This is a genomic window from Streptomyces capitiformicae (assembly GCF_002214185.1).
GTDB lineage: Bacteria > Actinomycetota > Actinomycetes > Streptomycetales > Streptomycetaceae > Streptomyces > Streptomyces capitiformicae.
Window position 1 is genome coordinate 8,304,809 of the sequence record NZ_CP022161.1, and the last position, 26,540, is coordinate 8,331,348.

At 69.2% G+C, this 26,540-nt stretch carries 24 protein-coding genes and 1 pseudogene; 11 read left to right on the forward strand and 14 right to left on the reverse strand.

Translation table 11 applies throughout. The features are described 5' to 3' along the window. Window positions 1-2: 2 nt before the first annotated feature. Both CES90_RS37360 and CES90_RS37365 read right to left on the reverse strand, forming a co-directional pair. The gene (locus CES90_RS37360; protein ID WP_189787671.1) at window positions 3-938 is read right to left on the reverse strand and encodes an alpha-E domain-containing protein; all 936 of its coding nucleotides are present in this window, start codon (window positions 936-938) and stop codon (window positions 3-5) included. Further along, window positions 935-2,476 carry a circularly permuted type 2 ATP-grasp protein gene (locus CES90_RS37365; RefSeq protein WP_189787670.1) on the reverse strand — a complete coding sequence of 514 codons (1,542 nt, stop codon included), beginning with the start codon at window positions 2,474-2,476 and terminating at the stop codon, window positions 935-937. Before CES90_RS37365 ends, CES90_RS37360 begins: the two co-directional genes overlap by 4 nt. 349 nt (window positions 2,477-2,825) lie before the next feature. On the opposite strand from CES90_RS37365, the gene CES90_RS37370 reads away from it, so the two are divergent. The 6 genes from CES90_RS37370 to CES90_RS50385 all read left to right on the forward strand — a co-directional run bounded on the left by CES90_RS37370 (window position 2,826) and on the right by CES90_RS50385 (window position 7,286). Continuing rightward, window positions 2,826-3,893: a helix-turn-helix transcriptional regulator gene (locus CES90_RS37370; protein ID WP_189787669.1), complete on the forward strand. Its 1,068-nt coding sequence runs from the start codon at window positions 2,826-2,828 to the stop codon at window positions 3,891-3,893. Window positions 3,894-4,843: 950 nt separating this feature from the next. Continuing rightward, on the forward strand, window positions 4,844-5,134 hold the full coding sequence (locus CES90_RS37375; protein ID WP_268257066.1) for a helix-turn-helix domain-containing protein: 291 nt from the start codon (window positions 4,844-4,846) through the stop codon (window positions 5,132-5,134). Window positions 5,135-5,171: 37 nt separating this feature from the next. Continuing rightward, entirely contained in the window at window positions 5,172-5,306 is a 135-nt protein-coding gene (locus CES90_RS51415; protein WP_269801974.1) for a hypothetical protein, read from the forward strand. A gap of 31 nt (window positions 5,307-5,337) precedes the next feature. Further along, complete coding sequence (locus CES90_RS37380; RefSeq protein ID WP_107467999.1) at window positions 5,338-5,823, forward strand: SRPBCC family protein; 486 nt, start codon at window positions 5,338-5,340, stop codon at window positions 5,821-5,823. Window positions 5,824-5,956: 133 nt separating this feature from the next. Then, window positions 5,957-6,544: a TetR/AcrR family transcriptional regulator gene (locus tag CES90_RS37385; protein ID WP_055539685.1), complete on the forward strand. Its 588-nt coding sequence runs from the start codon at window positions 5,957-5,959 to the stop codon at window positions 6,542-6,544. Between the two features lie 556 nt (window positions 6,545-7,100). Next, entirely contained in the window at window positions 7,101-7,286 is a 186-nt protein-coding gene (locus CES90_RS50385) for a hypothetical protein (RefSeq protein WP_229913984.1), read from the forward strand. 9 nt (window positions 7,287-7,295) lie between these two features. On the opposite strand, the gene CES90_RS50390 is transcribed toward CES90_RS50385, so the two are convergent. The 12 genes and pseudogenes from CES90_RS50390 to CES90_RS37440 all read right to left on the reverse strand — a co-directional run bounded on the left by CES90_RS50390 (window position 7,296) and on the right by CES90_RS37440 (window position 20,880). Beyond that, on the reverse strand, window positions 7,296-7,517 hold the full coding sequence (locus tag CES90_RS50390; protein ID WP_189784363.1) for a hypothetical protein: 222 nt from the start codon (window positions 7,515-7,517) through the stop codon (window positions 7,296-7,298). Window positions 7,518-7,786: 269 nt separating this feature from the next. Then, window positions 7,787-8,022, reverse strand: a pseudogene (locus CES90_RS50395) (IS110 family transposase); the annotation flags it as partial. Between the two features lie 306 nt (window positions 8,023-8,328). Then, window positions 8,329-9,864, reverse strand: a complete 1,536-nt coding sequence (locus CES90_RS37395; RefSeq protein ID WP_189784362.1) for a sensor histidine kinase — start codon at window positions 9,862-9,864, stop codon at window positions 8,329-8,331. Beyond that, window positions 9,861-10,604 (reverse strand): response regulator transcription factor, encoded by a 744-nt coding sequence (locus tag CES90_RS37400; RefSeq protein ID WP_055539682.1) that lies wholly within the window; start codon window positions 10,602-10,604, stop codon window positions 9,861-9,863. The genes CES90_RS37395 and CES90_RS37400 overlap by 4 nt, the downstream gene beginning before the upstream one ends. Window positions 10,605-10,655: 51 nt before the next feature. Next, a complete protein-coding gene (locus CES90_RS37405) occupies window positions 10,656-12,902 on the reverse strand; it encodes an ArnT family glycosyltransferase (protein WP_229913976.1) in 2,247 nt (748 codons plus the stop codon). A gap of 17 nt (window positions 12,903-12,919) precedes the next feature. Beyond that, window positions 12,920-14,209 (reverse strand): bifunctional glycosyltransferase family 2/GtrA family protein, encoded by a 1,290-nt coding sequence (locus tag CES90_RS37410; protein ID WP_079054937.1) that lies wholly within the window; start codon window positions 14,207-14,209, stop codon window positions 12,920-12,922. A gap of 152 nt (window positions 14,210-14,361) precedes the next feature. Continuing rightward, a complete protein-coding gene (locus CES90_RS37415; protein WP_189784361.1) occupies window positions 14,362-15,198 on the reverse strand; it encodes a fumarylacetoacetate hydrolase family protein in 837 nt (278 codons plus the stop codon). A 31-nt stretch (window positions 15,199-15,229) separates the two neighbouring features. Next, window positions 15,230-16,801 (reverse strand): sensor histidine kinase, encoded by a 1,572-nt coding sequence (locus tag CES90_RS37420; RefSeq protein ID WP_189784360.1) that lies wholly within the window; start codon window positions 16,799-16,801, stop codon window positions 15,230-15,232. Next, window positions 16,798-17,544 (reverse strand): response regulator transcription factor, encoded by a 747-nt coding sequence (locus CES90_RS37425; protein ID WP_055539678.1) that lies wholly within the window; start codon window positions 17,542-17,544, stop codon window positions 16,798-16,800. The genes CES90_RS37420 and CES90_RS37425 overlap by 4 nt, the downstream gene beginning before the upstream one ends. 86 nt (window positions 17,545-17,630) lie before the next feature. Continuing rightward, complete coding sequence (locus CES90_RS37430) at window positions 17,631-19,391, reverse strand: CotH kinase family protein (RefSeq protein ID WP_189784359.1); 1,761 nt, start codon at window positions 19,389-19,391, stop codon at window positions 17,631-17,633. After that, window positions 19,391-20,068 carry a DUF4956 domain-containing protein gene (locus CES90_RS37435; RefSeq protein WP_055539676.1) on the reverse strand — a complete coding sequence of 226 codons (678 nt, stop codon included), beginning with the start codon at window positions 20,066-20,068 and terminating at the stop codon, window positions 19,391-19,393. The genes CES90_RS37430 and CES90_RS37435 overlap by 1 nt, the downstream gene beginning before the upstream one ends. Next, entirely contained in the window at window positions 20,065-20,880 is an 816-nt protein-coding gene (locus CES90_RS37440; RefSeq protein WP_107468000.1) for a polyphosphate polymerase domain-containing protein, read from the reverse strand. Before CES90_RS37440 ends, CES90_RS37435 begins: the two co-directional genes overlap by 4 nt. A 515-nt stretch (window positions 20,881-21,395) precedes the next feature. Between CES90_RS37440 and CES90_RS37445 the strand changes: the two genes are divergently transcribed. From CES90_RS37445 to CES90_RS37465, 5 genes are all read left to right on the forward strand, one after another. After that, the gene (locus CES90_RS37445; protein WP_229913975.1) at window positions 21,396-21,929 is read left to right on the forward strand and encodes a helix-turn-helix domain-containing protein; all 534 of its coding nucleotides are present in this window, start codon (window positions 21,396-21,398) and stop codon (window positions 21,927-21,929) included. Between the two features lie 17 nt (window positions 21,930-21,946). Then, window positions 21,947-23,239 (forward strand): threonine aldolase family protein, encoded by a 1,293-nt coding sequence (locus CES90_RS52150; protein WP_373313421.1) that lies wholly within the window; start codon window positions 21,947-21,949, stop codon window positions 23,237-23,239. 6 nt (window positions 23,240-23,245) lie between these two features. Then, a complete protein-coding gene (locus tag CES90_RS37455; RefSeq protein WP_189784358.1) occupies window positions 23,246-24,361 on the forward strand; it encodes an ArsR/SmtB family transcription factor in 1,116 nt (371 codons plus the stop codon). Window positions 24,362-24,461: 100 nt separating this feature from the next. Continuing rightward, on the forward strand, window positions 24,462-25,631 hold the full coding sequence (locus CES90_RS37460; protein ID WP_079054936.1) for an indoleamine 2,3-dioxygenase: 1,170 nt from the start codon (window positions 24,462-24,464) through the stop codon (window positions 25,629-25,631). Beyond that, the gene (locus CES90_RS37465; RefSeq protein WP_055539672.1) at window positions 25,628-26,518 is read left to right on the forward strand and encodes an alpha/beta hydrolase; all 891 of its coding nucleotides are present in this window, start codon (window positions 25,628-25,630) and stop codon (window positions 26,516-26,518) included. Before CES90_RS37460 ends, CES90_RS37465 begins: the two co-directional genes overlap by 4 nt. The last annotated feature ends 22 nt before the right edge of the window (window positions 26,519-26,540 follow it).

Below are 26,540 nucleotides of genomic sequence, written 5' to 3' on the forward strand. Positions count from 1 at the left end.
CCTCACGCTCCTTCCTGGGCCCACTCGACGGGACCTTGGTACGGGAAGAACTTCTCGGCCACCGCCTCCGCCGAGGCCATGCACGCCTGCTGCAAGTCGCGCAGCAGCGTGGGCAGTCCGGCCTCCAAGGCCTCGGAGTCGAGGTATTCGAGGTGGGTGCGCAGGGCGCCGATCGGGCGGCGGGCCGGGTCCTGACGGGGACGGCCGAGCGCCGCCAGGCACTCCTCCGCCGTGGTCAGGGCGTGCAGCGCCGAGCGCGGGAAGTCGCGGTCCAGGAGCAGGAATTCGGCGACCTTGGGGCTGTCGCCGAAGCCCCCGTGCACGCGCGCGTACGCCTCGTCGGCGCCGCTCGCGCTCAGCAGCGTCGGCCAGTCGGGCGCGTGCGCCGCGTCCAGCACGCGCACCGACAGCAGCCGTACGGTCATGTCCACCCGCTCCAGGCTGCGGCCGAGGACGACGAAACGCCAGCTGTCGTCGCGGCTCATGGTGGAGTCGGCGAGGCCGAAGAAGAGGGCCGCCCGCCGGCGTACCAGCTCCAGATACGCGTACGGGCCACCCGTGCGGCGCGCGGCCGTCCGCTGGTCGGCGAGCGCGTGCCAGGTGGAGTTGAGGCACTCCCACATCTCGGAGGAGACGGCCTCACGGGCGCTGCGCGCGTTGAGCCGGGCCGCCCCGAGCGCGCCCTCGATCGACCCCGTCGACCGGGCGTCGAACGCCAGCTGGTCCAGCACCTGCTGCATGTCGCAGTGCTGGTCGGGCGCGTCCACGCCGAGGATCGCGTACAGCGAGCGGCAGGCCGCGTCCTCGTCGCGCCAGGGGTCTTCGAGGAGGCGGTGGAGGTAGGCGTCGAGGATGCGGCCGGTCGCGTCGGCGCGCTCCACGTACCGGCCCGTCCAGGTCAGGGCCTCCGCTATCCGGGAGAGGATCACGTCGTTCACTGCTGCTGTGCCCCTTCCTGTACGACCGTGCCGGCGCCGTCCGGTCCGAGCTGACGCGGCGCCTTCTCCAGCGGGCCGCCGACCTCCTCGTACCGCTGCTCGGCGGGTCCCTCGGCGAGCACCCAGGTGTCCTTGGAGCCGCCGCCCTGGCTGGAGTTGACGATGAGGTTGCCCTCCTGGAGCGCCACGCGGGTGAGGCCGCCGGGGAGCACCCACACCTCGTTGCCGTCGTTCACGGCGAAGGGGCGCAGGTCGATGTGGCGTGGGGCCATGCGTTCGCCGGAGAGGGTGGGGGAGGTGGACAGGGCGACCGGCCGCTGGGCGATCCAGCCGCGCGGGTCGGCGATGACGGCCTCGCGGGTGCGTTCCAGGGTCTCCCGGTCCGCCTTCGGACCGATCACGATCCCTTGACCGCCCGCCCCGTCGACGGGCTTGATGACGAGCCGGTCGATCTGGTCGAGCACCGCCTCCAACTGCCCCGGCTCGTCCGGCCGGAACGACTCCACATTCGGGAGAATCGGTTCCTCACCGAGGTAGTAGCGGATCAGGTCGGGTACGTACGTGTAGAGCAGCTTGTCGTCGGCGATGCCGTTGCCGACCGCGTTGGCCAGTGTGACGTTCCCCGCCATCGCGGCGCTCATGATGCCCGGGCAGCCGATCACCGAGTCGGGCCGGAAGTGGAGCGGGTCGAGGAAGTCGTCGTCGAGCCGCCGGTATACGACATGCACGGGCATCTCCCCGCGTGTGGTCCGCATCCACACCCGGTTTCCCCGGCACACCAGATCGTGCCCCTCGACCAGCTGCACACCCATCAGCCGGGCCAGCAGGGCGTGTTCGAAGTAGGCGGCGTTGTTCGGGCCGGGGGTGAGCACGACGACCCGCGGATCCCCGATCCCGCCGGGCGCGGCGGCCCGGAGCGCGGCGAGCAGCTTCTGCGCGTAGCCGTCCACCGGCAGCACATGCTGCTCGGCGAAGAGCGAGGGGAACACCCGGGTCATCGCACGCCGGTTCTCGATGACGTACGACACGCCGGACGGCACCCGGACGTTGTCCTCCAGCACCCGGAAGTCGCCCGCCTCGTCGCGTACGAGGTCGATGCCGGCGACATGGATACGGACCCCGCCCGGAGGCTCGACCCCGTGCGCGGATCTATGAAAATGGGGGGAGTTGAGGAGCAGCCGCCAGGGCACGACGCCGTCCTCGAAGGCCCGGCACGGCCCGTAGGCGTCCGCGAGGTACGCCTCCAGTGCCCGTACGCGCTGGGCCACCCCGCGCTGGATGAGGTCCCACTCCAGTGCGTCCAGGATCCGCGGCACCAGGTCCAGCGGCCATGGTCGTTCCTCGCCCGCGAAGGCGTACGTCACACCCCGGTCCGTGAACGCACGGGCCATCTGGTCCGCCCTGAACCTCAGTTCGGCCGGTTCGATGGGCTGCAGGGCCGCCAGCACCGGCTCATAGGCGGTCCTGACCTCACCCGGCCGCTCAAACATCTCGTCCCACGCGTCGGCCAACGCGTACGCGTCAAATATGTCCGCCATGGCCCGACGTTAAGTGTGAGGTGTAACAAACTGGTCACTATCTCGTTTCCGGGAGCTGACGGAAGCGATCGTGACCTGGGGAAACGGAGTGTTTGAAGTACGGCCGGGTGGGGGAGGCGGAAGCAGCCGAGGGCCTCTTTCCGCCCTCGTTCCCTTCTGCCGCCTCCCTCCGGGAGACGCACACGTCCGTTCTTTCAGCTTGTTGCAGCGCGGAATACCTGAGGGGTGAACAGAACGGGACACATGGTGGCCCATCGGGGCAGGAAGACGGTGGAGCCGTGTTGCGGAGCCGGTTCGGGCCGCGCATAGTTGCGCTGCGAACAGGCTGGAACCGGGGGTGAATTGGGTGATGGCCGGGCACGCGACGGACGAGCACCCACACGGTGCCGATCGGCTCTGCGAGGCCGGGGACCGTGTGTACTCCAGAGCCGTACGGCGTGGCCGCGTCCCGCGCGAGGACGCCGAGGCCGCTCCCTGCCTGGTCGAGCTGGCGCTGCTGCACCCCGACCCCGACGACATGGGCTGGCTGGTACCCACCTCCCCGCAGGAGGTGATGACCCGGTTGCTGCGCAGCGTCCACGCGGAGGTGAGCGCCAGTCAGGCCCGGATGGGGGCGGCGGTCGACGCCGTCGAGTGGTATGCGGGGCTCGGCGGCTCGCGGGCGCAACCGCCGGTGGAGAGTACGGCGATCCGGGTGCTCGACGGGCTGGCGCGAATCCGCGCGGCGATCGACGAGGCCACCGACCGGTGCATCACGGAGGTGCTGACCGTCCAGCCGGGCGGCATCCGGCGCGAGGACGAGCTGCGCGAGGGGCTGCACCGGGCACTGGCGATGTGCCGCCGGGGTGTGCGCATGCGGGACCTGTACACCCATGTGGCCCGGCACGGGCAGGGCCTGCACAACTACATGGAGATGATGGGGGACGCGGCGGAGGCCCGGACCCTGGACGAGGTCGTGGAACGCCTCATGGTCTTCGACCGCACCGTGGCCTTCATCCCCGCCAACGCCGACCGCACGATGGCCCTGGAGATCCGCCACCCCGCGCTGGTGGAGTACCTGGTCACCGTCTTCGAACGGCTCTGGCGGCTGGGCCTCCCGCTCACCGCCCCCCTCCCCTCCAGCGGCATCGCCGGCATCACCCACCGGGAGCGCTCCATCGCCGCGCTGCTCGCGGAGGGCCACCAGGACGCGGTCGTCGCCGAACGCCTCGGCATAAGCGTCCGCACCTGCCGCGCCCACATCGCCCGCCTGTCGGAGACCTTGGGCGCGGCCAGCCGCACCCAACTGGGGGTCCGTATCGCCCAGGTGGGGTTGGACGGACCGCCGCGCGAGGGGACAGCGGGGGAGCTGCATCCACTGCCCTCGACCGGTGCCGCCGTGCCCGCTCCGGAGGCGCCGACCGCTCCGGGCGGTTGACGAGCGCGGGCCGGTTGTGCGGTTGGTGTGCAGGCTGATCGCCGCTGCTGTGTAGGTGGGTGCGGTGCCGACGGAGGTGCAACAGCTGGCCGCGATCTGCGTGAGCGCGTTGCGCCGGTGTGGAGCACCAGTCCGAACGGGAGTGGGGCAGGCCGATTGTGGCAGGACAGGAAGTCAATGTGGACACCGATGCCGCAGCGTCACCTGTATCAGCGACCACATTGCATGAGTCCTGTACGCCCCTATTTTGTTGACATTTGAAGAATGCACCCCCTCCGGGTGCCAAAAGATGAGGGTAGTGCTTGCGGAAGGGCTCTCTTAGATTTCTCCTGGCAGTGCACGGAACGCCGCCCGAAGGCGGCGTATTGGCCGGATATCGACGTTTGAGGAGCGCTCAATTTCTGGGTTTTTTGAGAGTGAAGATACCTTGCCTGTTCTGCGGGCATCATTGTTGTGCTGGAGTGCTGACGAGAATACGAATCGGTCCTTGTGCGCGATGAAGGTGCAGTGCACCTGCGGGGGCTCGGCCAGAAGCTGGGTGGGTCGTGTGAGGGCAAGGCGAGGAGTCGTGCCGGCGAGCTGTGTCGCAGGGCCATGCCGCTGACCGGGGATTTTCAGACGCCTCGACCTGAGTGGCAAGGGCAGGGTACGGGCCAGTTCCGGCCAATCCGTCAGCGGAGTATCAGGCGGCATTGAGGATCGGCGGCCTCTAATGCCGACGCGCCTTGCAGGCGGTTTTCTTGAGGTGCCGACGGCGCGGTGTGAGGGACCGCCGTACGGCGATGCGAGTGGGCGATTGCACCTCAGACCCTGTCAGGCAAGGTGATCAGAGGGCGCGCTCCTCTTGATGCCTCGGATTGAAAGGTTTGGTTTAGGTACAGTCTCTGGGCGTCTGACCAGTTCAAAAAATCTCAAATCCGGGGGGATTTTTGAGTACCCAAAAGGGAGACGTGTCCATCCGTATCGCAGCGCTGACTTCGCGTGAGCGTGAAGTTCTGTCTCTACTGCCTACCGGCATGACCAACCGGAAGCTTGCGGCAGAGCTCGGCGTGGCCGAACGGACGATTCGATCGCATCTGACGAGGATTGTGCGAAAGCTGGACGTGGAGTCGCGGGTGGCTGCAGCCGTGCTCGCGGACAGGTATCGCGAGATAGTTCTCGCTACAGGCGACGTGCCTAATGAGGCGACGCCTGAAGAGGCAATATCGCGAGCGGAGGCGAATGTGCCAGAGTCCTATTGATCCGAAACGGTAGGTGTTCCGGGTCGTTGATCCCTGTGTGAGTGAACTGGTGGGGGACGCACGGCAGTTGTCGCCGGGCGCCGAGTTCTCCCCCTACTGGAACGGCTACATGGACGGCGCGGTCCGCTCCGGCCGCCACACCGCCACCGAACTCCTCCTCCACCAGAACTGAGCGCAAGCGACATCCGAGAGGAAATCCCGCGATGAACAAGTACGTGGTCAGCGAGACCGCCGTCATCGACGCCCCCGTGACACGAGTCTGGGACGTCATCGCCCGCACCGATCGGTACGCGGAGTGGGTCGCCGGAGCCATCGAGGTCACCGACCACCACGGCGTCGCCACCATCGGCAAGACCTACTCCGAGCGCAACCGCACCCTCGGCCCGCTCAAGACCGACTCGGTCTGGACCGTCGAGGAGATCGTGCCCCTGAAGCGCCGCGTCGACACCGGCGTCGGATTCGCCCCGCTCCAGGACATCACCAACATCTTCGAGTTCCGCCCGGTCCAGACCGCCGACGGACAGGAGGCGACCGAGATGCTCTACCAGGTCGAGTACACCATCGGCCTCGGCCCCCTGGGCCAGCTCCTCGACTCCATACAGCAGCCCGCGATGCGCGCCGGAATGCGCACCTCCATGGCCAACCTCAACACCCTGCTCCGTTCCGAGGCATCGAGGACCGCTCGCTGACAGACGGTGAATGCTCCTGGGCCGGCGGCCGGTCCGCCGGTCCAGCCGGCCGCCGCCCAGGAGCGGCCCTCATCATGTACCGACGATTTGTCGAGCGACCTGTTCGACAGACTGAGTCGGATAGGATCGCTTCATGGCTCATGTATCCGCGGCGGAGCGCCGCCCACAACTGATCAAGGCGGCCATCGGCCTCATGGCCAGGGAGGGCGTCGCCGCCGGCAGCACCCGCGCCATCGCCGCCGAGCTCGGCGTGGCCCAGGCGACCCTGCACTACACCTTCGGCACGAAGGAGGAGCTGTACCGGGCCGTCATGCAACAGCTCACGCACGACCTCGTCGACCAGGTGACACGGGCCGCGCCCACGGACGCGAGCTTCGAGGAAACCCTCGTCACGCTCGCCGAAGCACTCTGGCGTACCGTGCTCGAACAGCCCGCGTCGTATCAGCTGCTCACCGAGCTGAGCATGTTCGCCCTGCGTACGCCACACCTGAAGGAGGCTCTTCAGAGCCACCACGGCGAGATCCTGGCGGTGACGACGAAGCAGGTCGAGCAGGCCGCCGAACGCACCGGTCACCGGCTCGGCCAGCCCGCCGAGGCGATCGCGAGGTTCTTCCTGGCCGGCTTCGACGGACTGACGATGCAACACCTCTCCCTGCCGGACGAGGAAGCCGAGCGCGTCTGCCTGCGGTCCTTGGTCTCGGCCGTCCTGGCCATGGCCTGAAGTCGCTGTCGATCACGACGCCGCACGCGCTGTCCTTCTCGGAGATCCGCAGCCCTCAAACCGGCTGACCGGTTTAGGCGGTGATCGCGTCCGCTTGGGACCTCAGCCTCGTGGATGACCGCCCGCTTGCCAGGTACCACAACACCCCACAGACTCCGCGTACGAGTCCACGGCCGGGTCCACGCACGCGACGTGGAAGTGCAGCGCCAATGCAGGCCACGCCGGAATCGAGTGCGACGCGGTCAGCTCCCACGATGAGCGTGCCAGCAGTGGACTGCGGGCTGGCCCAGACCCTGTCCGCAAGAAGGCTTGTGTCAGGTGGCGCAGGCGCACCTTGGGTGCACCTCGGCCACGCTTATGCCGTGCCTCGAGGAATCAGACGTGCCAAGAAGCCGAGCAGCTTCGTCATCGACGGCGACTGGCCGCACGCCGTGATGGAGCTGCATCGAGGTGCTCTCGTCGCACAGGCCATAGCCCGCAAGCTCGCTGAGGCGATGGCAGAGCGGGAGTCAGCGCCAACGCCCTCGCGAAGAGGAGCGGTGTCAATCGGCAGGCCATCACCAACGTGCTCAATGGCACGGTCTGGCCCGACATGTTGTCGTTCGTGGACCTGGAGGGTGCCCTGGGTGTCCTGCTCTGGCCCGACCATACGCAGTGGAGGATCCCCGAGCCAGGTCAGCCAGGGGACCAAGCCGCTCCCGAGGGGGAAACCTCCCGGCCGAGCCGTGAGGGGGGCTCCTGAGGTGCACGTCTATCCGCCGCAGGTGCCGAGGTCCTTCGCGCCGGGCTTCGGCGAGTGGGTGGTGTGCCACCCGGCAGCGGCCCGGTAGGGGTGGTGGACGGTGCGGAAACGGCGGCCATCCATGGGCGGACGGCTGTCTGTGAGCCCCGCGCCCGCACTCGCTCCACCGATGGCCAGGCGCGTGGGGTCGACGTCCGCGCGTCCCGCCCGCCAGGTGAGCGGTCTCCACAAGGGGAACCGGGTACAGCGGGCGGAACGGGAAGAAGACGCCGGAACCGTGCGCTGCGGCGGCTCCCGCGGTTCCAGGTCCCGCCCCTGCGGTGTGACAGTCCACCGAGGTGACTCCCGCACACCCCGGGCGCCGACAGGCCCGGAGGGGCGTTGAACGGGCCGTGGATTGCTCGCTGGCGTCCCGCGGTCGCCGCGGCTGATGTCGTTCTCCTCCGGCGGCGACCGCACCACGCCCCCGCTTTCACACCTGGACACCCCCCTCGAACAGCCGAGACGACGTGCCGGTGGCGGTACCGAGCGACAGTCATCGGGTTGATCGCGTATACCCGGCGGCCAGAAGCCTGCAGACAGGTCACAAGGTGTCCACGAGAAGTCTCTATCGCGATCGGGATGGGGTCCTCAGGACTGTCACCATGCTCGGCCAGCAAGGGAGCAGGTCCTGCAAGCCCGATGCGTCATCACCGATCCTGAGCTTGCCGAGCAGTCGAGCGTCCTGGTCGACCATGGCGACGTCGTGGTGATCCTCAGCCCGGTCGATTCCGCAGGTCAAGTACAACGGGCTCTCCTGCTGATCTTCCTGCTGCCGCGCTATCCGCGCGTCGATCAGGCCGCGCCAAGTACGAGAGCTCTGACCAGCCCCGGCGGCAGGAGCCCAGCCGACGGCGGACCCGCCCGGAGCCGCCCGCCGCCGGCGCCTGACAACCCTCGGCGCAGCCATGACGCGGCGTGGCCGACGGTCTGTCGGAACGTCGGACGCCCGTACCGGCGCGAGCACCGCGCATCACCTCTGGCACCCGAAGGCACCGACTCATCAACGGCCCTGCCCGAGGTCGGCTGCTGGGAGGAGCAGGCGGAAGGTGCAGCCCTCGCCCGGGACGGTGTCGAGTTCGAGACGGCCGCCGTGGCCCTGGGCGATGGCCGCGGCGATGGCGAGGCCGAGGCCGCTCCCGCCGTGGCTGCGGGAACGGGCGGGGTCGGCCCGGTAGAAGCGCTCGAAGACGTGCTCGGCGTCGACGGGGGCGAGGCCCGGTCCTTCGTCCGCCACCTCGATCACGCTGACCGGGAGGCGCTCCGGGAGCGGCGGCGATGCGGAGGTGCGTCCCGGCCGGTCGGTGCCGCCGGTTCCGGGTCCGGTCTCTGTCGTGCCCACCCGTACGTGGACACGGGTGCCCGGCGGCGTGTGGATGCGGGCGTTGGACAGCAGGTTCTCCAGGATCTGGCCCAGTCGGCGCGGGTCGCCGACGGTCTCGGCCACGTCGAGTTCCTCGGTGCCGCCCGGATCTGCCGGAGTGGGCAGCGGGCCGAGGCCGACGGGGTGGGAGTGGCTGTGGACGGCGGCCGCGCTCACTGCGTCCGCCGCGAGCGAGAGCAGGTCGACCCGTTCTCTGCGGTAGGAGGGTTCGCGGTCCAGGGTGGCGAGCAGTTGGAGGTCGTCGACGAGCAGGCTCATGCGCTCCGCGTTCTGCGCGATGAACCGGTTGGCCTCCCGCAGCTCACGCTCCGGGCGCCGCTCCGGACGCAGTGCGAGCTGGGCGTACCCCTGGATGGTGGTGAGCGGAGTGCGCAGTTCGTGCCCGGCGTCCGCGATGAACCGGCGCAGCCGTGCCTCGGAGGTCTCGCGGGCCAGCAGGGCGGTCTGCAGTCTGTCGAGCATGGAGTTCAACACCCGGCCCAGTCGTCCGATCTCGGTGCGCGGGTCGGTGTGCGGCAGTCGCAGGTCGAGCCGGCCCGCGGTGATGTGCTGGGCAGTTCGTTCCGCCCTGGTCAGTGGCAGCAGCCCCAGCCTCACCACCGACCTGCCCAGGGCGAGCAGGCCGGCGATCGTGACAGCGAGCAGCACGGCGTTCAGCCACAACAGCTTCGAGGTGGCGCCGTCGACGGTGTCGAGCGGCAGGGTGACCACCGCGCTCATGCCGTTCGGGCCAGGGCTGAGCAGTACCCGCCAGCGGCCGTCACCGCTGATGGCGGACACGGTTTCCGGGTGCCCGTCCCTCAGGTCGAGGTCCTGTGCCTGATCGGCCAGCCGAGGCCCCGGTTTTGCCTCCGTGCCGAGGGAGTTGTTCAGGCGAAGCCCGGAGGAGTCGTAGAAGTAGACGTGGAAATCCGACGGCAGGGCGTCCAGGTGCTCGGTCGGCGCGGGGAAAGCATTCCGGAGGGCGTCGTGGAAGGTCGGGGTCGGGGGGTGGAACTCCACCAGCTGCTGGTCGACGCGATCGAGCAGCCAGGAGCGGAGCACCACGTAGCCGATGGCCTGGGAGGTCAGTACCGCCGCCGTGGCGAGGACGGTGACGCCGAGGATCAGTCGTTGTCGCAGTGAGCCGGGTGGCCGTGGCAGGCGGGGGATCACTGCTCCGGCGTTCCCTCGTGGTCGCGGGGCAGCCGCAGGCAGTAGCCGACGCCGCGCACGGTCTGGATGAGCGGCGGCTCGAAGGAGTCGATCTTCCTGCGCAGGTAGCGGACGTACGTCTCGATGATCCTGGCGTCACCGGCGAAGTCGTAGCTCCAGACGTGGTCGAGGATCTGGACCTTGCTCACCACCTGGCCGGCGTTGGACAGGAGGTAGGCCAGGAGCTTGAACTCGGTCGGGGAGAGGGCGATGTACTGTCCCGCGCGGTGCACCTCGTGAGCGCCCTCGTCGAGTTCGAGGTCGGCGTAGCGCAGGACGCTCGGTAGCGGGAGTGCCGCGTCCACCGGTGCCGTGCGGCGCAGGATGGCCTCGATACGCAGCAGCACCTCCTCGATGCTGAACGGTTTGGAGACGTAGTCGTCGCCGCCGACGCTCAGGCCCTGGATGCGGTCGTCGGTGCCGGTGCGGGCGGTCAGGAACAGGATCGGACATTCGTCCCCCGCCGCCCGCAGCCTGCGGGTCACCTCGAAGCCGTCCAGGTCGGGCAGCATCACGTCGAGCAGCACCAGGTGCGGTCGCAGGCGTTCGACCTCGACGAGGGCGGACTGTCCGGTGTCGGTGCTGCTCACCTCGTATCCGGTCAGGCGGAGCGTCGCCTCCAGCAGGGTGCGGATGCTGGGCTCGTCCTCGACCACGAGAAGCCGATGTCGCGGACGAGTCGTTGCGGACTGCTCGGTCATGACGTGATGCTGGTCCGTTCTCCCGGGTGGTCCCTGTTGCTCCGGCGTCGCCTACTTGGCAGTGCAGTCGTAGAGCACGTCGGCTCCTGCTCCGAAGCCCATCGCACTACCGCTGCTCGCCTTCGACGTCGTGCCGCCGTACGCCGATGCCGGAACCTGGGTGCAGTTGTCGGCGATCCAGTCGGAACGCTGCTTGCTGTAGTTGCGGGACCCGGTCATGCCCGGCCTGCCGCCGCTGTTCGTGTCGGAGCCCAGGACGTAGCGTAGTTCCCCGCTCTTCGTCCACTCCTTCAACTGGTCCACCGACGGCGCGTTGTCGCTGCCCATGAAACCACCCATGCCGATGACGGTCTCGTCCGAGCCCAGGATGAAGGAGCTGGCGGCCATGGCACCGCCTTCGACGGAGAGCTTGATGCGGGCTTGAGGTGCGTGCTCCACGGCGTAGTCGAGGATCTTGCGCTGCTCGCTGGTGAGTTCCGCGCCGCCGCCGAAGCCACCGCGTCCGCTCGGGGCCATCCCGGAACCGCCGCCGGGAAATGACGGCATGTCGCTGTCTCCCGAGGTAGAGCCTCCGGACATGCCGGGCATGCCGGTCGCTCCCCCTGTGGGCATACCGGACGGCATACCTGACGGCATTCCCGAAGGAACATCGCCGGAGGAGGGCTGACCGGACTGCCCCGAAGGCGCGTCACCACCCGGGAAGCCCGACGGCATCCCCGACGGAAGGTCGCCGTCGTTCCCGCTCTGCCGGGGCATGCGGCCGCCCCCGCCGAAGCCGAACGTCGTCGGACCGGCCGTCGGGTTGGACCCGCCCATAGCGGATGTCGAGCCCGGTACGCTGACCGCCCACGCTCCCGGGGCCACCAGGACCGACGCGACGGCAGCACCCACGGCGACCGTCAGCAGCCGACCACGCCGCCGCGCGAGGAGCAGCAGGACGACCGCGGCGCAGCCGAGCAGCAGGACCGGCCACACCAGCCAGCCGTTCCAGTCGGAGTCACGGCGGACCAGTGCTACGGCCCAGACCGCGCTGACCACGACCGCGGCCACGCCCACCAGGGGCGCCCAGCGCACGCCGGCACGGTGGACACGGACCAGGGCGGCGGTCAGTCCGCCGCACAGGGCGGCGATCGCCGGAGCGAGCTGAGTGGTGTAGTAGGGGTGGAAGATGCCCTTCTGTGTCGAGTACACGGCCGCGCAGACCACCAGCCAGGTCCCCCACAGCAGCCAGCCGGAGGCCGGCAGCAGGGCGTCGGCGGACAGCATGCCGCGTCGGCGCATCACCACGCCGACCAGGGCGACGGCCAAGGCCAGTGCGCTGACCGGCAGCAGCCAGCTGATCTGGCCGCCCACCTGCGCGTTGAACAACCGGCCCAGGCCGGACGCGCCACCGAACCCGCCGCCGAACCCGCCCATGCTCTGGGACATTCCGTCGCTCGAGCCGAAGACCCGGCCCAGCCCGTTGTAGCCGACCACGAGATCCCAGGCCGAACCGTCCTTGCTGCCGCCGATGTAGGGGCGGTCGCCCGGCCACAGGGCGACCATGGCGACCCACCACAAGGAGGACGCCGCCAGGGTGGCCCCCGCGCCCAGCAGACTCCGCACTCGCGGTATCCAGGGGCCGCTTCCTCCCACGAGCCAGGCGAGGGTGAACGCGGGAATGACCATCCAGGCGGCGAGCATTTTGGTGAGGAATCCGCACCCGATCAGGAAGCCGCTCGCACACAGCCACCAGGTCGCGATCCTGCCCTCGGCCTGCAACGCGCGGGTGAGCGCGTACGCCGCGGACACCAGCAGCAGGACGAGCAGCGTGTCGGGGTTGTTGTCCCGGTTGATGGCCACGGTGATGGGCGTGAGAGTGAGCACCAGTGCGGCGACGAGCGCCGCCCCCTCGCCCGCCCAGCGCCGCACGGTGCGGTGCAGGACGAGGACCGCCGCCACGCCCTCGATCATCTGCGGCAGCACCAGCGCCCAGCCGTGCAACCCGAAGACCTTGCTGCTGACCACCTGCGGCCACAGCGCGGCCGGCGGCTTGTCGACCGTGATCACCCCGGCCGGGTCGAAGGAGCCGAAGAGGAAGTTGGTCCAGCTCTTCCCCATCGATTTCACGGCCGCGGAGTAGTAGCTGTTGGCCCATCCCAGAGAGCCCAGTGCCCAGCCGTACAGGACGGCCGCGAGCACGAGGATCGCTCCGAGTGCGGCCGGTGCCGCCCAGGCGGGCAGCGAGCGGACGAACGCAGGCGGATCGTCGGGTGTTGAGGCGGCCGTTACGGGCTTGAGGTGCGTGGGATTGCTCATGTAGGAAGTCGCTCTCGTCAACGGGTACGGCGGGGGGTGCTGGTGAAGACGGCCAGCCGCAGCACGGTGAATCGCACGCAGGTGACCGCGACGGATGCCGTGGCGAGGATCGCGGTCTCCGCGGCTGTCGAGGCCCCGGGGTCGATCGACTTGAACCACAGCACCGCGCCGGAGGTGACCAGGTAGCCCAGGACGAACAGGCCGCCGGCGCCCAGGTGCGCCCGCGCGGGCGGAGCCGTGGAGTACCGGAAGGTGAGGCGTCGGTTCGCCTCCGTGTTGAGGACGGTGAGGACGAGCAGCGAGACCAGGTTGGCGACAGCCGGGCTCCACCAACCGCGCAGCAGCCAGTACAGCAGCGCCTGCCCGGCCGTGGAGACGACACCGATCGCCAGGAAGCAGCCGACCTCCCAGGACAAGGCGCCACGTCGGGTGGCGGGTGCGAGGACCGCGTCGGGGTGCTCGGCGGCCGGTGCGGGGCGAGACGGTACGTCGACCCGGGCGCCGCCGGATGCCTTGAGCCGCCCCATCCGCCACAGTCCTCGCAGGTCGTCCGTGGCGGTGCCCACGATGTCCACCCGGGTGTCGACGTCCTCGACCCAGTCGACGGGGACCTCGTGGACACGCAGTCCGTTGTGCTCGGCGAGCAGCAGCAGCTCGGTGTCGAAGAACCACGCGTCGTCGCGGGTCACCTGCAGCAACGGCTTCAGCACCTCGGTGCGGGCGGCCTTGAATCCGCACTGGGCGTCGGTGAACCGGACGCCGTGCGTGAGCCGGATGATGCCGTTGTAGCAGCGGGAGATGAATTCGCGGCGTGGGCCGCGCACCGTGCGCGACCCGGGTGCCAGCCGGGAACCGATGGCGAGGTCCGAGTGACCGCTGGCCAGGGGCGCAACCAGCGGAAGCAGCCCGTCGAGGCCGGTGGACAGGTCCACGTCCATGTACACGACGATGTCCGCGTCGCTGGCGCCCCAGACGGTGCGCAGGGCGAGCCCGCGGCCCTTGCGGTCGAGGTGCACGACGCCGACGCCCGGCAGTTCGTCGGCGAGGCGACGGGCGGTGGCGAGGGTGTCATCGGTGCTGGCGTTGTCGGCGACAGTGATCCGCCACGGAAAGGGGAAGTCCGTCGCCAGTCGGGCGTGGAGTGTGCGCAGGCAGCCGGGCAGGGCGCGTTCCTCGTTGTAGACCGGCACGACGATGTCGACCGTCGCGGTACCGGCATGTGCGTGAAGGGACCGCTCGACCTGCTGGAACGGGGCCAAGCGCTCCGGGCGGGCGGTGGTCTCGGTGAGGTGGGGGGTGGGAGTCATGGCTTCCTCAGGCGTGAGGGGACGGCAGACTGCGGCTCTGAGGCCCTGGTCCGGGCCGCGGCCTCACTGTTGCCGCCCTGCCTGTGGAGGCGGGGAAAAAATGCTGGGAACTGACGGGGAGTCAGATCTATGGCCGAAAGTGCTCCCACGGTTCACTGCGGACACGACCGCATCACGGAGTTCCTGAGTTCCCCGACACCCTTGATCTCGGTGACCATGTCCGCACCGGGGTACAGAAGGACCTCGGGTTCGCCAACGGTGCCGGGTCCGGCCGGTGTGCCCATCGTGATCAGGTCTCCGGGCAGCAGCGTGGTCACGGTGCTGACCTGGGCGATGACGGTGGCGACGTCGAAGATCAGCTGCGAGGTGTTCGCCTTCTGGCGGACCCGCCCGTCGATGACACAGCTCATCGTCAGACCGCGGCCGCCCATCGGCACGTCGTCGGTGGTGACCATGGCGGGTCCCACCAGGGTGACGTCCGTGGACAGTCCCGCCGCGGGGGCGCTTCCCGAGTCGCTCCGCGCGGCGACGCCGTTGACGACGGTGTAGCCCGCGACATGGCGCAGCGCCGTCCGGGCCGTGACTCCACGGGTCCGGCACCCGATCACCAGGCCCAACTCCACGCCCCAGTCCACGTTCCGTCCCTCGGCCGGCAGGCAGATGGCGTCGCGGGCACCGGCAACGCCTTGGCCGCCTTGCCGCACGGAGAACACCGGAACGGTGGGGAAGGAGGTGCCCGTCTCTCGTACCCGTGTGGCGTAGTTGGGTCCCACACGAACGATCTTGCTCGGCCGGGTGATGAGGGGCGCGTAGGAGATGTCGTCCAGCCGGTGGCGTTCACCGGTTTCCTCAGCGGCTCGTTCCCGCCAGTCCTCGCCGGAGGCGATCAGCGCCCCGACGTCCGGGTAGGGCAGCACCACGCAGTGCTTCTTCTGCAGACGTGCGGCGGCTGTACGGCCTTGTCCCAGTCGTACGGTGCTGAGCTTCACCGGTGGCACTCCTTTTGGTAGCGATGCGGCCCTATACGCAGGTGTGGGGAGCCGGGGCAGCCGTCGCTGCAACGGCGGGCTGATACGGCAGGAGCAGACGGAATGTGCAGCCTTCACCTGGCCTGGCCTCGAGTTCCAGACGTCCGCCGTTGGCCTCCGCGGCGCCGACGGCGATCGCAAGCCCCAGGCCGGACCCCGCTGCCGCGGCCCGCTCGGCCGAATCGGCGCGGTAGAACCGCTCGAACACCCGCCGCGCGTGCGACTCGGTCGGGCCGGCCCCGTCATCGGCGACCTCGACGACACAGACCCGAGTGCCGGGTATGAGCGGAGCGTTGGCGCTGGTACGGCCCGGTCCCGTCGTGCCCGGCCCGTGTGGGCGGACTCGGAGAGTGCCGACGCGCACCTGGATGTGTGTCCCGGTCGGAGTGTGGACGCACGCGTTGGTGAGCAGATTCGACAGGATCTGCGCCAGCTGATGCGGGTCGCCGACGGCGTCGACGACGTCCAGCTCGTCCACGCGGGCGTCGTCCTCGGGGTCGGCGAGAGTGCCGAGGCCGATGCTGCGCCCGGGGTGTCGCACGGCGACGGCAGCGATACCGTCGGCCACGAGAGAGAGGAGGTCGACCGGTTGCCACCGCGTCGCGGGGACCTCACCGAGCCTGGCCAGTTGGGACAGGCTCTCGATGAGACGGCTCATCCGGTCGGCGTTCCGCACGATCAGCTGCTGCGCCTCCCGGCGTCGTTCCAGGCTCATCTCCGGCTCCTGCACCAGGAGTTCGGCGAAGCCCTGCAGAGACGTGAGGGGAGTTCGCAGTTCATGGCCGGCGTCCGCCAGGAAGTGGCGCAGCCGTTGCTCCGACGCCTCGGTGCGACGCAGCGCGGTGCGCAGCCGGTCGAGCATCGTGTTCAGGGCACGGCTGAGGTGGCCGACCTCGGTGACCGCATGCCGGTCCGGAACGCTCAGTTCCAACTCACCTTCGGCGATGCGCCTGGCAGTGCGCTCGACGCCGACCAGCGGCCGCAGTCCCAGCCGCACGGCGAGGGTGCCGAAGAGGACGACCCCCGCTGCGACGGCCACCCCGATAGCGAGGCTGAACCACAGCATTCGGGAGGTCGCCTCGTCCACCTCCTTCAGAGGCAGCGCCACCACGACCCGGGTGCCGTCGGTGCCGGACCGGGCGATCACCCGCCAGGTGCTGCCGCCGTCGGTCGCGGCGACCGTGGCGGGGCGGCCGTTCTTGAGGCCGAGTTCCGCCTCCGCCTTCGGGAGTCGCGGCCCGGCACTGCCCCCGTCGCCGCTCAGCGACATGGCAATCCGGTGGCCGCCTCTGTCGTAGAAGTACACCCGGTAGTCCGAAGGGAGGCTGCCCGTCCTGCCGGGCGCCCCTGACGCCGTCCGGCCGTCGGCCACGTCCTTGTAAAGCTGGGGCACCGGCTGGAAACGGGTCAGTCGCCGGTCGACCTGGTCCGTCAGCCAGGAGTGGAGCAGGGCGAGTCCTGCCGCCTGACAGAGCAGAACCGCCGAGGTGGCCAGCAGCGTGACGCCGAGCACCAGGCGGGCTCGCAGCGAGCGCGGTCTCAGCCGGCGCAGCCACCGCCTCACAGCGCCGCCGCCCCCGGTCCGGGGCGCGCGGCCCGCAGGCAGTAGCCGACACCGCGGACCGTCTGGATGAGCTGGGGCTCGAACCGGTCTATCTTGCGCCGCAGGTTGCGTACGTAGGTGTCGACGATGCGGGCGTCACCGGCGAAGTCGTAGTGCCAGACCTCGGACAGGATCTGCTTCTTGCCCACCACGCGTTCTGGCTGCGCAAGCAGGCAGACCAGGAGCCGGAACTCGGTGGGCGACAGCTGGATGGGCAGCCCGGCCCGGCGCACCTCGTGGGTCTGCTGGTCCAGCACCAGATCCGCGTACCGCAGCGGCGGCCTCCTGGTCCCTCCGCCCGGTGGCATGTCACTGCGCCGCAGGATGGCACGGATGCGCAGCAGCACCTCCTGCACGTGGAACGGCTTGGTGACGTAGTCGTCGCCGCCGGAGCTGAGGCCGATGATGCGGTCCTCGACGTCTGTGCGCGCCGTCAGGAACAGCACCGGCGTATAGACGCCCTCAGCCCGCAGATGACGGGTCACCGCGAAGCCGTCGATGTCCGGAAGGCCGACGTCCAGCACGATCAGGTCGGGTTGGCCGCGACCGGCCTCGAACATGGCGGTCTGGCCTGTGTCGGCGGTGCTCACGGAGTAGCCGGCGGCGTGCAGGGCGGAAGTGAGCAAGGTGCGGATGCTGGGGTCGTCCTCGACGACGAGCACATTGTGTTGGGGTGGCGCGGGCGCCGACGGCACGACGGGCATGGACCTTCCTTCGCTGGTGAGGCGTTCGCGGTGCGCCGAACGCCCGGACGGCGCCCCATGGGGGACTGCCGTCCGGGCACCGGGGATCAGCCGGTCACCTCCTTGTTCTTGGCCAGCGCCGCGGTACGCTCGGTGACCGTCTTTCGCAGCTTCTCGACGGCTGAGTCCAGCTCCTTGCCGTCGGCACCGGCCTTCCCCGCCTGTTCGGCGATGGCGTTCAGCGCCTTCAGTGCGGTCCCGGAGCCGTAGAACTTCTGGTACAGCTCCTTGTACGCCTTCTTGTAGAGGGGATCGAAGGTGTCCGAGTCCAGGAAGCGCTCCTTCAGCGGGTGGCCGATCATGCCGGCGAACCCACCGCCTTCGCCCTCACCGCCCTGACCGCCTTGGCCGTTCTGACCGCCCGGCAGACCGGAAGGCATTCCGGACGGCATGCCTTCCGGCAGATTCTCGGGCATCCCCGAAGGCATTCCTTCAGGCATTCCTTCGGGCATTCCTGACGGCATCCCGGAGGGCATGTTCTGCGCGGCTTGGCCACCTGTGCCCTGGCCGCCCTGGCTGCTCTGCCCAGTGGCACCTCCAGCGCCACCACCGAAGGCACCGCCCATGCCCGTGTCGTCGTCCGGGCCCGAGGTCGCATCGCCGGTGAAGGTGAAGTTGTAGTCCCATCCCAGGACCGAGAACTTCTTGGTGTCCAGGTCGTACCACAGCAGGTAGTTCTTGCCGGGTCCGGCCATGTCGTCGAAGTTCATGAGCAGGTTCTGCGCGGCGAGGTACGTCGCCAGGGACTCGACGTCCACGTGCTGGTCGAGTTCCTTCTCGAACTCCTCGTCCGACGCCTCGTTCGCCCACTTGATGAGCTTCATGACCGGCTCCAGGTCCTGACTGCCCACCTTGTTGAGCTGCTCGAACGACTCCTCGTAGTCGGTCGGGTCGTCGCCCTTGTACTCGAAGCTGCCGCCGGCCCGCGCCTTGTAGAGCACGCCGTTGCCGTCAGCGATGGACTCCGCGTAATCCGTGTCCGGGCTCTCGACCATCAACCGGGTGGCGACCGGGCGGGTGTTGACCTGTACCGACGTGAAGGCGTACCGCTCGTTCTTCTGACCGGTGGTGTCCGTCAGGCTCAGCGCGAGGGCCTCGTTCACCGGGACCTGGCCGTTGCTTCCGGGGCGCAGCGAGATCTCACGCTCGCCCTGATAGGCGCGGCCCTCGATGAACTCGTCGATCTTGATGAGCCAGGGCAGTTCCTCGGGTTTCTTGTCGGACAGGTTGTACTGCGTGATCCCGCCCCCCATGCCACCGGCCCCGCCGGGACCGCGGCCATTGGCCTGGCCGCGGTCCCGGCCCCCGGTTGCGCCGTCCTGCTGCGCCTCCGGGGCGCCCTGCTCGGCGCCTTCGGGCATGGTCCGGCCGCCACCGCGCATGCCCTGGCCGCTTCCGCGCAGGGACAACAGTGTGGAGTTGCCCTTGAGGCGGATTCCGACGTCCTCGAGGTAGACCCCGTCGATGGTGAGGTCGGCCTCGATGTAGTCCTTGGTCCCGTCCTCGCGGAACTCCTTCATCATCTTGGTGAAGTCGGTCTGGTCGTACTCCAGTTGGATGGAGTGGGAGACCGAGGTGTCGTACAGGTCGACCGTGCCCTCGACGTTCTCCGTGATGGCGTCCGCCTCCACGCGGGAGGAGGAGGTGACGTACGGCGAGATTCGGGCGTCGCCGAAGAAGTAGACCATCACCACCAGTCCCGCGCAGAGGGTGCCGGCCGGCTTCCAGTGGTGCCGCAGCCGTACGGGGATCCGGTCGCGGAGCCGCCGCGGCCTGCGCCGGGGAGCCGCCTCGCTGCCGCCGGCCATCACAGGTCGGTCGAGTCGTAACCGGTCAGCACGGTCACCCGCTGGCCCGATGTCCGCTCCTGCAGCGCGGCCACCAGGTCGCCGGGCTCGGTGCCCTTCTTCATGCGCACCGTGTAGAACACCTCGGTCAGCGCGCCGCCGCGGATCGTCTCGGTGCTCACCAGCTCGAACTCCGTGGTGTACCGGATGAGGACGTCACGGATGGCCGAGGTGTAGTCCTCGCCCGCGGGGACCTGGACCTTGACGACCTGGCGCTGGACGCTCAGGGCGAACCAGTTGAACTTGAACATCACGACGACGACCACGCAGATCACCACGGCCGCGACGGCGGCGAGGGTGTAGAAGCGGGCACCGCAGGCCATGCCGATGGCCATGGCCAGGAAGACGAAGCCGACGTCCCTGGTCTCCTTGATGGCGTTCCGGAACCGGATCACCGACAACGCGCCGACCAACGAGAAGGCCCGTGCCAGGTTCGATCCGACCACCAACATGATCAGGGCGACGACCATCCCGACGATGATGAGCGTCTGGACGTAGGACTGGCTGTAGGAGACGTTGCGGTGCGTGTACCGGTACACGTGGCCGATCAACGTGCTCAGAATGAACGACAGCGCCATGGCGACGACGACGTCGGTAACGCTGAACGTACCGCTGAGTTCCTGCAGATCGAAGTTCACTGTGCTCCTTCTTTCAAGGGCGCTTCGTGCGCCGAATACGTGTGCGGCGGCTGGTGGTCCGCCTCGTGGATGTGGAACACGGACCGGGGTGCCAGGCCGAACGCCTCGATGGACTGCACGTACTTGGAGACCCGGATCAGGTTGAGGTTCCGACGCGCCGCGAGGTCCGTGATCCAGTACGGCGTGCGCTCGTTGACCTTGATCTCCATCACTGACAGGTGCGGCGGGATGGTGAACCGGTTCTCGGGGGTCGGTGTCCCGAAGTGGAAGTCCCGGTCCCGGCCACGGATGCGCCGGTCGAAGGTCACCCGCAGTCCGGTGTCCGCGTCTCGGCCGACCAGGGCCTCGCGCTGGTAGCCGGTGATCGCGGTGGGTTGGAGATTCAGCCGTACGACGAGTTCGAGCACCTCCTGGATGAAGGCGCTTTCCTTGGCGGAGTGCTCCACCATCTCCCGGCCGTCGCACAGCCGGCGGGCGACGCCGTACGGAAGGGTGATGCGGCGCTTCTGTGTGACCCGGTTGACGCGCTGCTTGATCTCCACGCACACCGGGGACTCGTCGGTCACCCCGTCCAGGTTCCCGTAGTGGCGGATGCGCAGCTTTCGCCGGAACTTCAGGCCCTCGATCTTCTCCCAGTAGAACCGCAGCTGCGGGGTGTCGTAGTACAGGCTCCACACGCCGTACCCGCCGACCGGGCTGTTCAGATCGCGGTCCATCCGCTCGGCCAGCTCGTCCCGGATCTCGGCCGCCTCCTCGACCGGTACGAGGTACTTGAGCTCGAACCGGTTGAACGAGTGCAGCCTGCTGGCCACGTGCAACGGCTGCTCCTCTGCCGGGCGCTGCTCCTCCCCCCGGCTCTCGGGTTTCCGCCACGTGGTCACCGGTAGTGCCACCATGCGCCTCCTTCGTCGTACGGCCCGATCGGGCGACGCAGGACACAAAACCGGTGGGATGTGAGAAGCAGCTGAGAATTGCGAGGTAATTCCAGGAGTACTCAAGATGGCCAATGGATGAACTGCGCGCGTTGACGCGGCGTCCTCACGGTCCGGGACAGCTCTGGTCGGTTTTGGTGGATGATCCGTAGGGCGGCGGCGCTGACCACCCGCAGTGCGGTGGGCCGACCCAGCGACGGCCGGTATCGGTCTCGGGTGCCCAGGGGGTTGATGCCGGCGGGCAGTTCGGGGCCGGCTTCGGTCACGTCCCTCTCAGGACACCGTTGGCGAATTCGGCGGTGGTCGCCAAATGACCTTGGCCGTATCCGCGTGTCCTACTCCGCCACCCACTCCCGCCACCGATGGCCGCGCCGTCTGGGTCCGGCCAGCGGCCGGTGAGCAGTACCGCGGCCGCGGTCGGCGCGAAGATCCGTCTGCGCCGCCGGCAGCGTGGCATGAGCGCCGCGGAGATTGCCCGGCGCGCCGGGCTGAGCAAGGCCACGCTGTCGCAGATGGAGGCGGGCAAGGGCAATCCGACGATTGGCACCCTGGACGCGATCGCCGTCGCGCTGCGCATCCCGATCGCGGACCTGCCGGCGCGCGACGCCGACACCGGGCCGGTCTACCGGCCGGGCAACCCCGCTGAGCCGGGCGAGGTCGCCCGGGACCTGCTGCGCCGCATCAGCCTGGAGAACTGGCGGCTGCGTATCCCGCCCGAGACGGAGCTGACCGGCGTCCCCCACGCCACCGGCACGATCGAGCACCTGCTCATCGCCGCCGGGCACGTGACCGCCTGGCCGGTCGATGCCCCGCAGGACCTGGGCCCCGGCGACATGCTCGCCTTCGCCGGCGATGTCCCGCACTTCTACCGCACCGCCGCCGAGGCGGTGGACATCACCGGCGTCTTCGCCTCCCCCATCGGCACCTGAGCCAAGGAACCTCACCTATGAGCATCAGCACCGACGTCATCCCTTCCAATCAGGCCTTCCTCAGCGACAACATGGCGGGCGCCTCGCCCGAGATAGCGCAGGCTGTCGCCGCGGCGGCGGCCGGGTATGCCCTGTCGTACGGCGACGATCCCTTCACTGGCAGCGTCCGCCACAGGTTGAGCGAGATCTTCGAACGTGAGGTCGAGGTCTTCCCGGTCTCCACCGGAACCGCCGCGAACTGCCTGGGTCTGGCTGCCCTGACCCCACCCTGGGGCAGCGTGCTGTGCCACCCGGCCAGTCACATCAACGTCGACGAGTGCGGTGCGCCGGAGTTCTTCACGGGCGGCGCCAAACTCGTCACGGTTCCCGGCCACGACAGCAAGATCGACCCCGACGCGCTCCGCGAGGCGGTGCGCCGCAGGGCCGGTGACGTTCACAGTGTGCAGCCGTCGGTGGTGAGCATCAGTCAGGCCACGGAGCGCGGCAGCGTCTACGCCCTCGACGAGATCCGCCGTCCGGCAACCATCGCCAAGGACGCGGGACTGCGCTGCCACATGGACGGCGCCCGCTTCGCCAACGCCCTGGACCACCTGGGCGTCACACCGGCCGAGATGACCTGGCAGGCCGGCATCGACGTGCTGTCCTTCGGGGCCACCAAGAACGGCGCGATGACCGCGGACGTCATCGTCTCCTTCGATCCGGCACTGGCCAGCGAACTCGCCTTCCGTGCCAAGCGTGCCGGCCAGCTCGCCTCCAAGATGCGCTTTCACACCGTCCAGCTCGACGCCTACCTCACCGACGGTCTGTGGCTGCGAAACGCCCGCCGGGCCAACACGATGGCCGCCCGGCTCGGCGACGGTCTCAAGGCCATCCCGGCACCGAACTCCTCAGCAGCTCGCAGGCCAACATCCTCTTCTGCCGCCTGCCCCAGCAGGCAACCGAAGGGCTTCTCGCGGAGGGCTACACCTTCTACCACGATCGCTGGGCGCCGGGCATCGTCCGCCTCGTCACCTCCTTCTCTCACACCTCCGAAGACATCGACCAGCTTCTGGACGCGGTCCGCCGCCACACCCGCTGACCACCGACCGGAGCCGGCCAGGCGGCTTGCTCAGCGCGCGGCGGCCGCGGCTCCGTCCACGCCGATCACCCTCGGGACCACCTGCTGTGGCAGTGGCAAGTGCCGCAGATGGCGCAGCGCGGTGCTGCGGGAGACCGGCACGGCCAGCGGACGCCGTCCTGCATACGCTCAGCATGTCGGGGCAGGTACGGCGAGAACGGCGTGCCCGCGGCCGTTGCCCGGTAGAGGATGATGGGTCATGACGATCGTGTTCCGGATTCCGGCCACTGGTGCGGAGCGGGTGGGGTTCGCCTACTCGCCGACGATGGAAGCCGTACTGAGTCTCCATGTGCTGGTGGAGCCCAAGCACCACCCCGTCCAGCACGGCTGGGTGCGCGCGATGCGCATGCTGTCCCCGGCGCTGAAGCGGGAGATCGAGGCGTTCTCCTACGCGGTGCGCTCGTACTTCCCGGAGTTCCTCTTTCCGCAGCCGACCGGCGGACTGACTGACTTCGCCGACGAACTGGCCGCCCTGCGCACAGCGGATCCGGAGCTGGTCCGGCTGGAGTTCGCCATCCCGCTGCTCTCGCCATGGCCGGGCGGCGGCCAGGGCAGGGACCCGCGCGTGCTGGACGAACCGGACGTACGCCGGCTGCTGCGGGAGCGGCTCGCACGGGAGAGCGACGACGCCATCGCCGCGATGCTCCTCGACGACCCCCGCGCGCTGCTCGAACGGTTCCTGAGCATGCTGGAGCGCTACTGGCGGGAGGCGTTCGAGGAGGAATGGGCACGGCTCGAACCCGAACTCGCCGCCGGCGTCAGCGAGGCCGGACACCAGATCGAGCAGCGCGGTCTGTACGGGATGCTGCGCGGCCTGTGGCCGGAGGTGCGCAGCGATCCTCAGACCGAACGCTTCTGGCTGGAGCGACCGCACGATCACGAGGTCGCCATCGGTCCGGACGACACCCTCGTGCTCGCCCCCAGCTCCTATGTGTGGCCGCACGTACGCGTCAACTGCGACGGTCCGTGGCCTCTCGGCCTCGTCTTCCCGGTCTCCTCCATCGCCCGGGAAGCCCGCCCAAGGATTCCACCCACCCGGCTCGTCGGCACGTTGCGGGCGCTCGCCGACGACACCCGGCTGCGTGCCCTCCGGCTGATCGCCGAACGCCCACGCAGCACCCAGGAACTGGCCCCGCTCGTCGGCGTCAGCGAGGCCGCCCTGTCCAAGCACCTGCGCGTGCTGGCGGACGCGGGCCTGCTGGAGCGCCGCCGCGAGGGCTACTACGTCCTGTACCGGCTCGTGCCCGGGCAGGTGGCGGGCCTGACCCCGGGCCTGGAGAGCTTCCTGAGGGGCGACGACACCGCGACGTCATAGTGCCCGAGACCAATGGGAGGGCGCCGAGTTCGTGCCGGCGTCCATATGCCCCAGCTCGCGGGAAGGGCAGCCTCGTGGAGACGCACGAGGAGGAAGCGCAATGATCCCTGAAACGACCCGCATACGCGCTCCCCGGCCCCGAGTGGCCGCGCTGGGCGAGTACGCCATCGATGCCGTGCACGGGTTCGTGCCCGCCGAGGACCCGGTGGACGCGCTGCCGACGTACTACGAACCGTGGGAGCGGCTCGGGCGGAACATCGCGGCCCTGATCATGACAGGGCGGATGCGCCCGGCAGTTGAATCGCTGGCCGTCCTCGCACCGGACCGGCTGCACTCCAGCGGGGAGCAGGAACGGGCCATGCTGCTGTTGTGCTCTCTCGCGAACGCGTACGTGTGGGCCACCGACACACCCGCGGACACGCTTCCGGCACCGTTGGCGCAACCGCTCCACACGCTCGCCGAAACCCTGGACCGGGCGCCGATCATCTCCCACGCCTCCATCGTGCTCCAGAACTGGCGGCGCATCGACGCCGGCGAACCGCTGAGCATGTCGAACATCGACACCCAGGTGACGTTTCTCGGCGGCGTCGACGAGAAGTGGTTCTATCTGGCGACGGTGGGCGTCGAACTCGCCGGCGCTCCCGGGCTCCGCCTGCTCGTACGGGCCCAGCACGCGGCGGCGGACGAGGACCAGGCCGGCCTCACCGAGGCGCTGCTCGGTATCCGCGATGTCGTCGACAAGGTGACCGACGCGTTCCTCGACGTCGAGCGCTGGTGCGATCACTACGTCTTCTACCATCGCATCAGGCCGTTCCTCACGGGATGGTCCGCGCCGGGGCTGCGCTTCGAGGGCGTGGACCGGGAACCGCTGGTGCTGGCCGGCGGGAGCGCCGCACAGAGCTCCCTCATCCAGGCCTTCGACGCCGGACTCGACATACCGCACCCGCACGGGATGACGGCGGGATTCCTGACCGGCATGCGCGCATACATGCCCGCGCCGCACCGTCGCTTCCTGGAGGATCTCGAGGCCGGTCCGTCGGTCCGTGAATGCGTCGAGCGCAATCGCGGCACCCACCCCCGGCTCGGCGACGCGTACAACGCGGCGGTGGACGCCCTGGTCCGGCTCCGGGCCCAGCACATCGGCATCACCGGGCGCTACATCAAGCGATTCCAAAGCGACCAGGAGACCGCCAAGGGAACCGGCGGCAGCGACTTCGTCGCCTTTCTGAAGAAGTCGCGGGAGGAGACCACCGATCGGCTGCTGCCATGACAGCACCTCTGTACGGGGACTTCGACCAGCACCAGCTGGACGCCCAGTACTCACCCAGCAGCATGGTGGACGACATCCGGCCGTTCCTGGACGACTACGCGGACCGCAGCCGTCTCGCCCGACAGGAGCTGGCCGCGGTGGCCCGCCGCGACCTGCGCTTCGGACCGGGAGACGACGATCGGCTGGACGTCTACGGTCCCTCGGGACCGGGCCCGGAAAGCCGACCCGCTCTGTTCTTCGTCCACGGCGGATACTGGCAGCAGCTGTCCAAGGAGGACACCGCGTTCCCGGCTCCCGCCATGGTGCAGGCGGGTGCTGTCTACGTCACTCCGGACTACACCCTCGCCCCGCGAGCCCGGCTCTCGGACATCGTCGACCAGGTGCGCAGGGCCTTCGTCTGGCTGTGGCGCCGGGCGGCCGACCATCGCATCGACCCCGAGCGGATCGTGGTCTCCGGATCCTCCGCCGGCGCTCACCTGGCCGCCATGCTGCTCGCCACGCCGTGGCGGCAGTGGGGTCTGCCCGCGGACCCCATCGCGGGCGCGGTGCTCTTCGGCGGGATCTACGACCTGACCCCGGTACGGCAGACCTACGTCAACGATGTCGTGGGCATCGACGGCAGCGAGGTCCAGGACTGCAGTCCGCTGTTGCTGACCCCTTCGGTCCGCTGCCCCGTGGTGATCGCCTGGGGGGAACGTGAGACCGACGAGTTCAAGCGGCAGTCGCGCGCGTTCGCGGAGCATCTGCGCCGGCAGGGCTGCCCGGTCACCGCGTTCGAGCAGTCCGGGCGCAACCACTTCGACTCTCCCGTGGAACTCGCCGTGCCCTCCGCCCGAGTTCATGCCGAAACCCTCCGTCTGATGCGTCTGGCCGCGGCTCGGCGCTGACCGCTTCACTCCCCGCCACCAG

Coding starts and splice junctions, on each gene's coding strand:
- CES90_RS37460 (WP_079054936.1), top strand. CDS start 24,462: ATGATCCCTGAAACGACCCGCATACGCGCTCCCCGGCCCCGAGTGGCC.
- CES90_RS37370 (WP_189787669.1), top strand. CDS start 2,826: ATGGCCGGGCACGCGACGGACGAGCACCCACACGGTGCCGATCGGCTC.
- CES90_RS37400 (WP_055539682.1), bottom strand. CDS start 10,604: ATGACCGAGCAGTCCGCAACGACTCGTCCGCGACATCGGCTTCTCGTG.
- CES90_RS37425 (WP_055539678.1), bottom strand. CDS start 17,544: ATGCCCGTCGTGCCGTCGGCGCCCGCGCCACCCCAACACAATGTGCTC.
- CES90_RS37385 (WP_055539685.1), top strand. CDS start 5,957: ATGGCTCATGTATCCGCGGCGGAGCGCCGCCCACAACTGATCAAGGCG.
- CES90_RS37380 (WP_107467999.1), top strand. CDS start 5,338: ATGAACAAGTACGTGGTCAGCGAGACCGCCGTCATCGACGCCCCCGTG.
- CES90_RS37405 (WP_229913976.1), bottom strand. CDS start 12,902: ATGAGCAATCCCACGCACCTCAAGCCCGTAACGGCCGCCTCAACACCC.
- CES90_RS37465 (WP_055539672.1), top strand. CDS start 25,628: ATGACAGCACCTCTGTACGGGGACTTCGACCAGCACCAGCTGGACGCC.
- CES90_RS37410 (WP_079054937.1), bottom strand. CDS start 14,209: ATGACTCCCACCCCCCACCTCACCGAGACCACCGCCCGCCCGGAGCGC.
- CES90_RS37455 (WP_189784358.1), top strand. CDS start 23,246: ATGACGATCGTGTTCCGGATTCCGGCCACTGGTGCGGAGCGGGTGGGG.
- CES90_RS37365 (WP_189787670.1), bottom strand. CDS start 2,476: ATGGCGGACATATTTGACGCGTACGCGTTGGCCGACGCGTGGGACGAG.
- CES90_RS37430 (WP_189784359.1), bottom strand. CDS start 19,391: ATGGCCGGCGGCAGCGAGGCGGCTCCCCGGCGCAGGCCGCGGCGGCTC.
- CES90_RS52150 (WP_373313421.1), top strand. CDS start 21,947: ATGAGCATCAGCACCGACGTCATCCCTTCCAATCAGGCCTTCCTCAGC.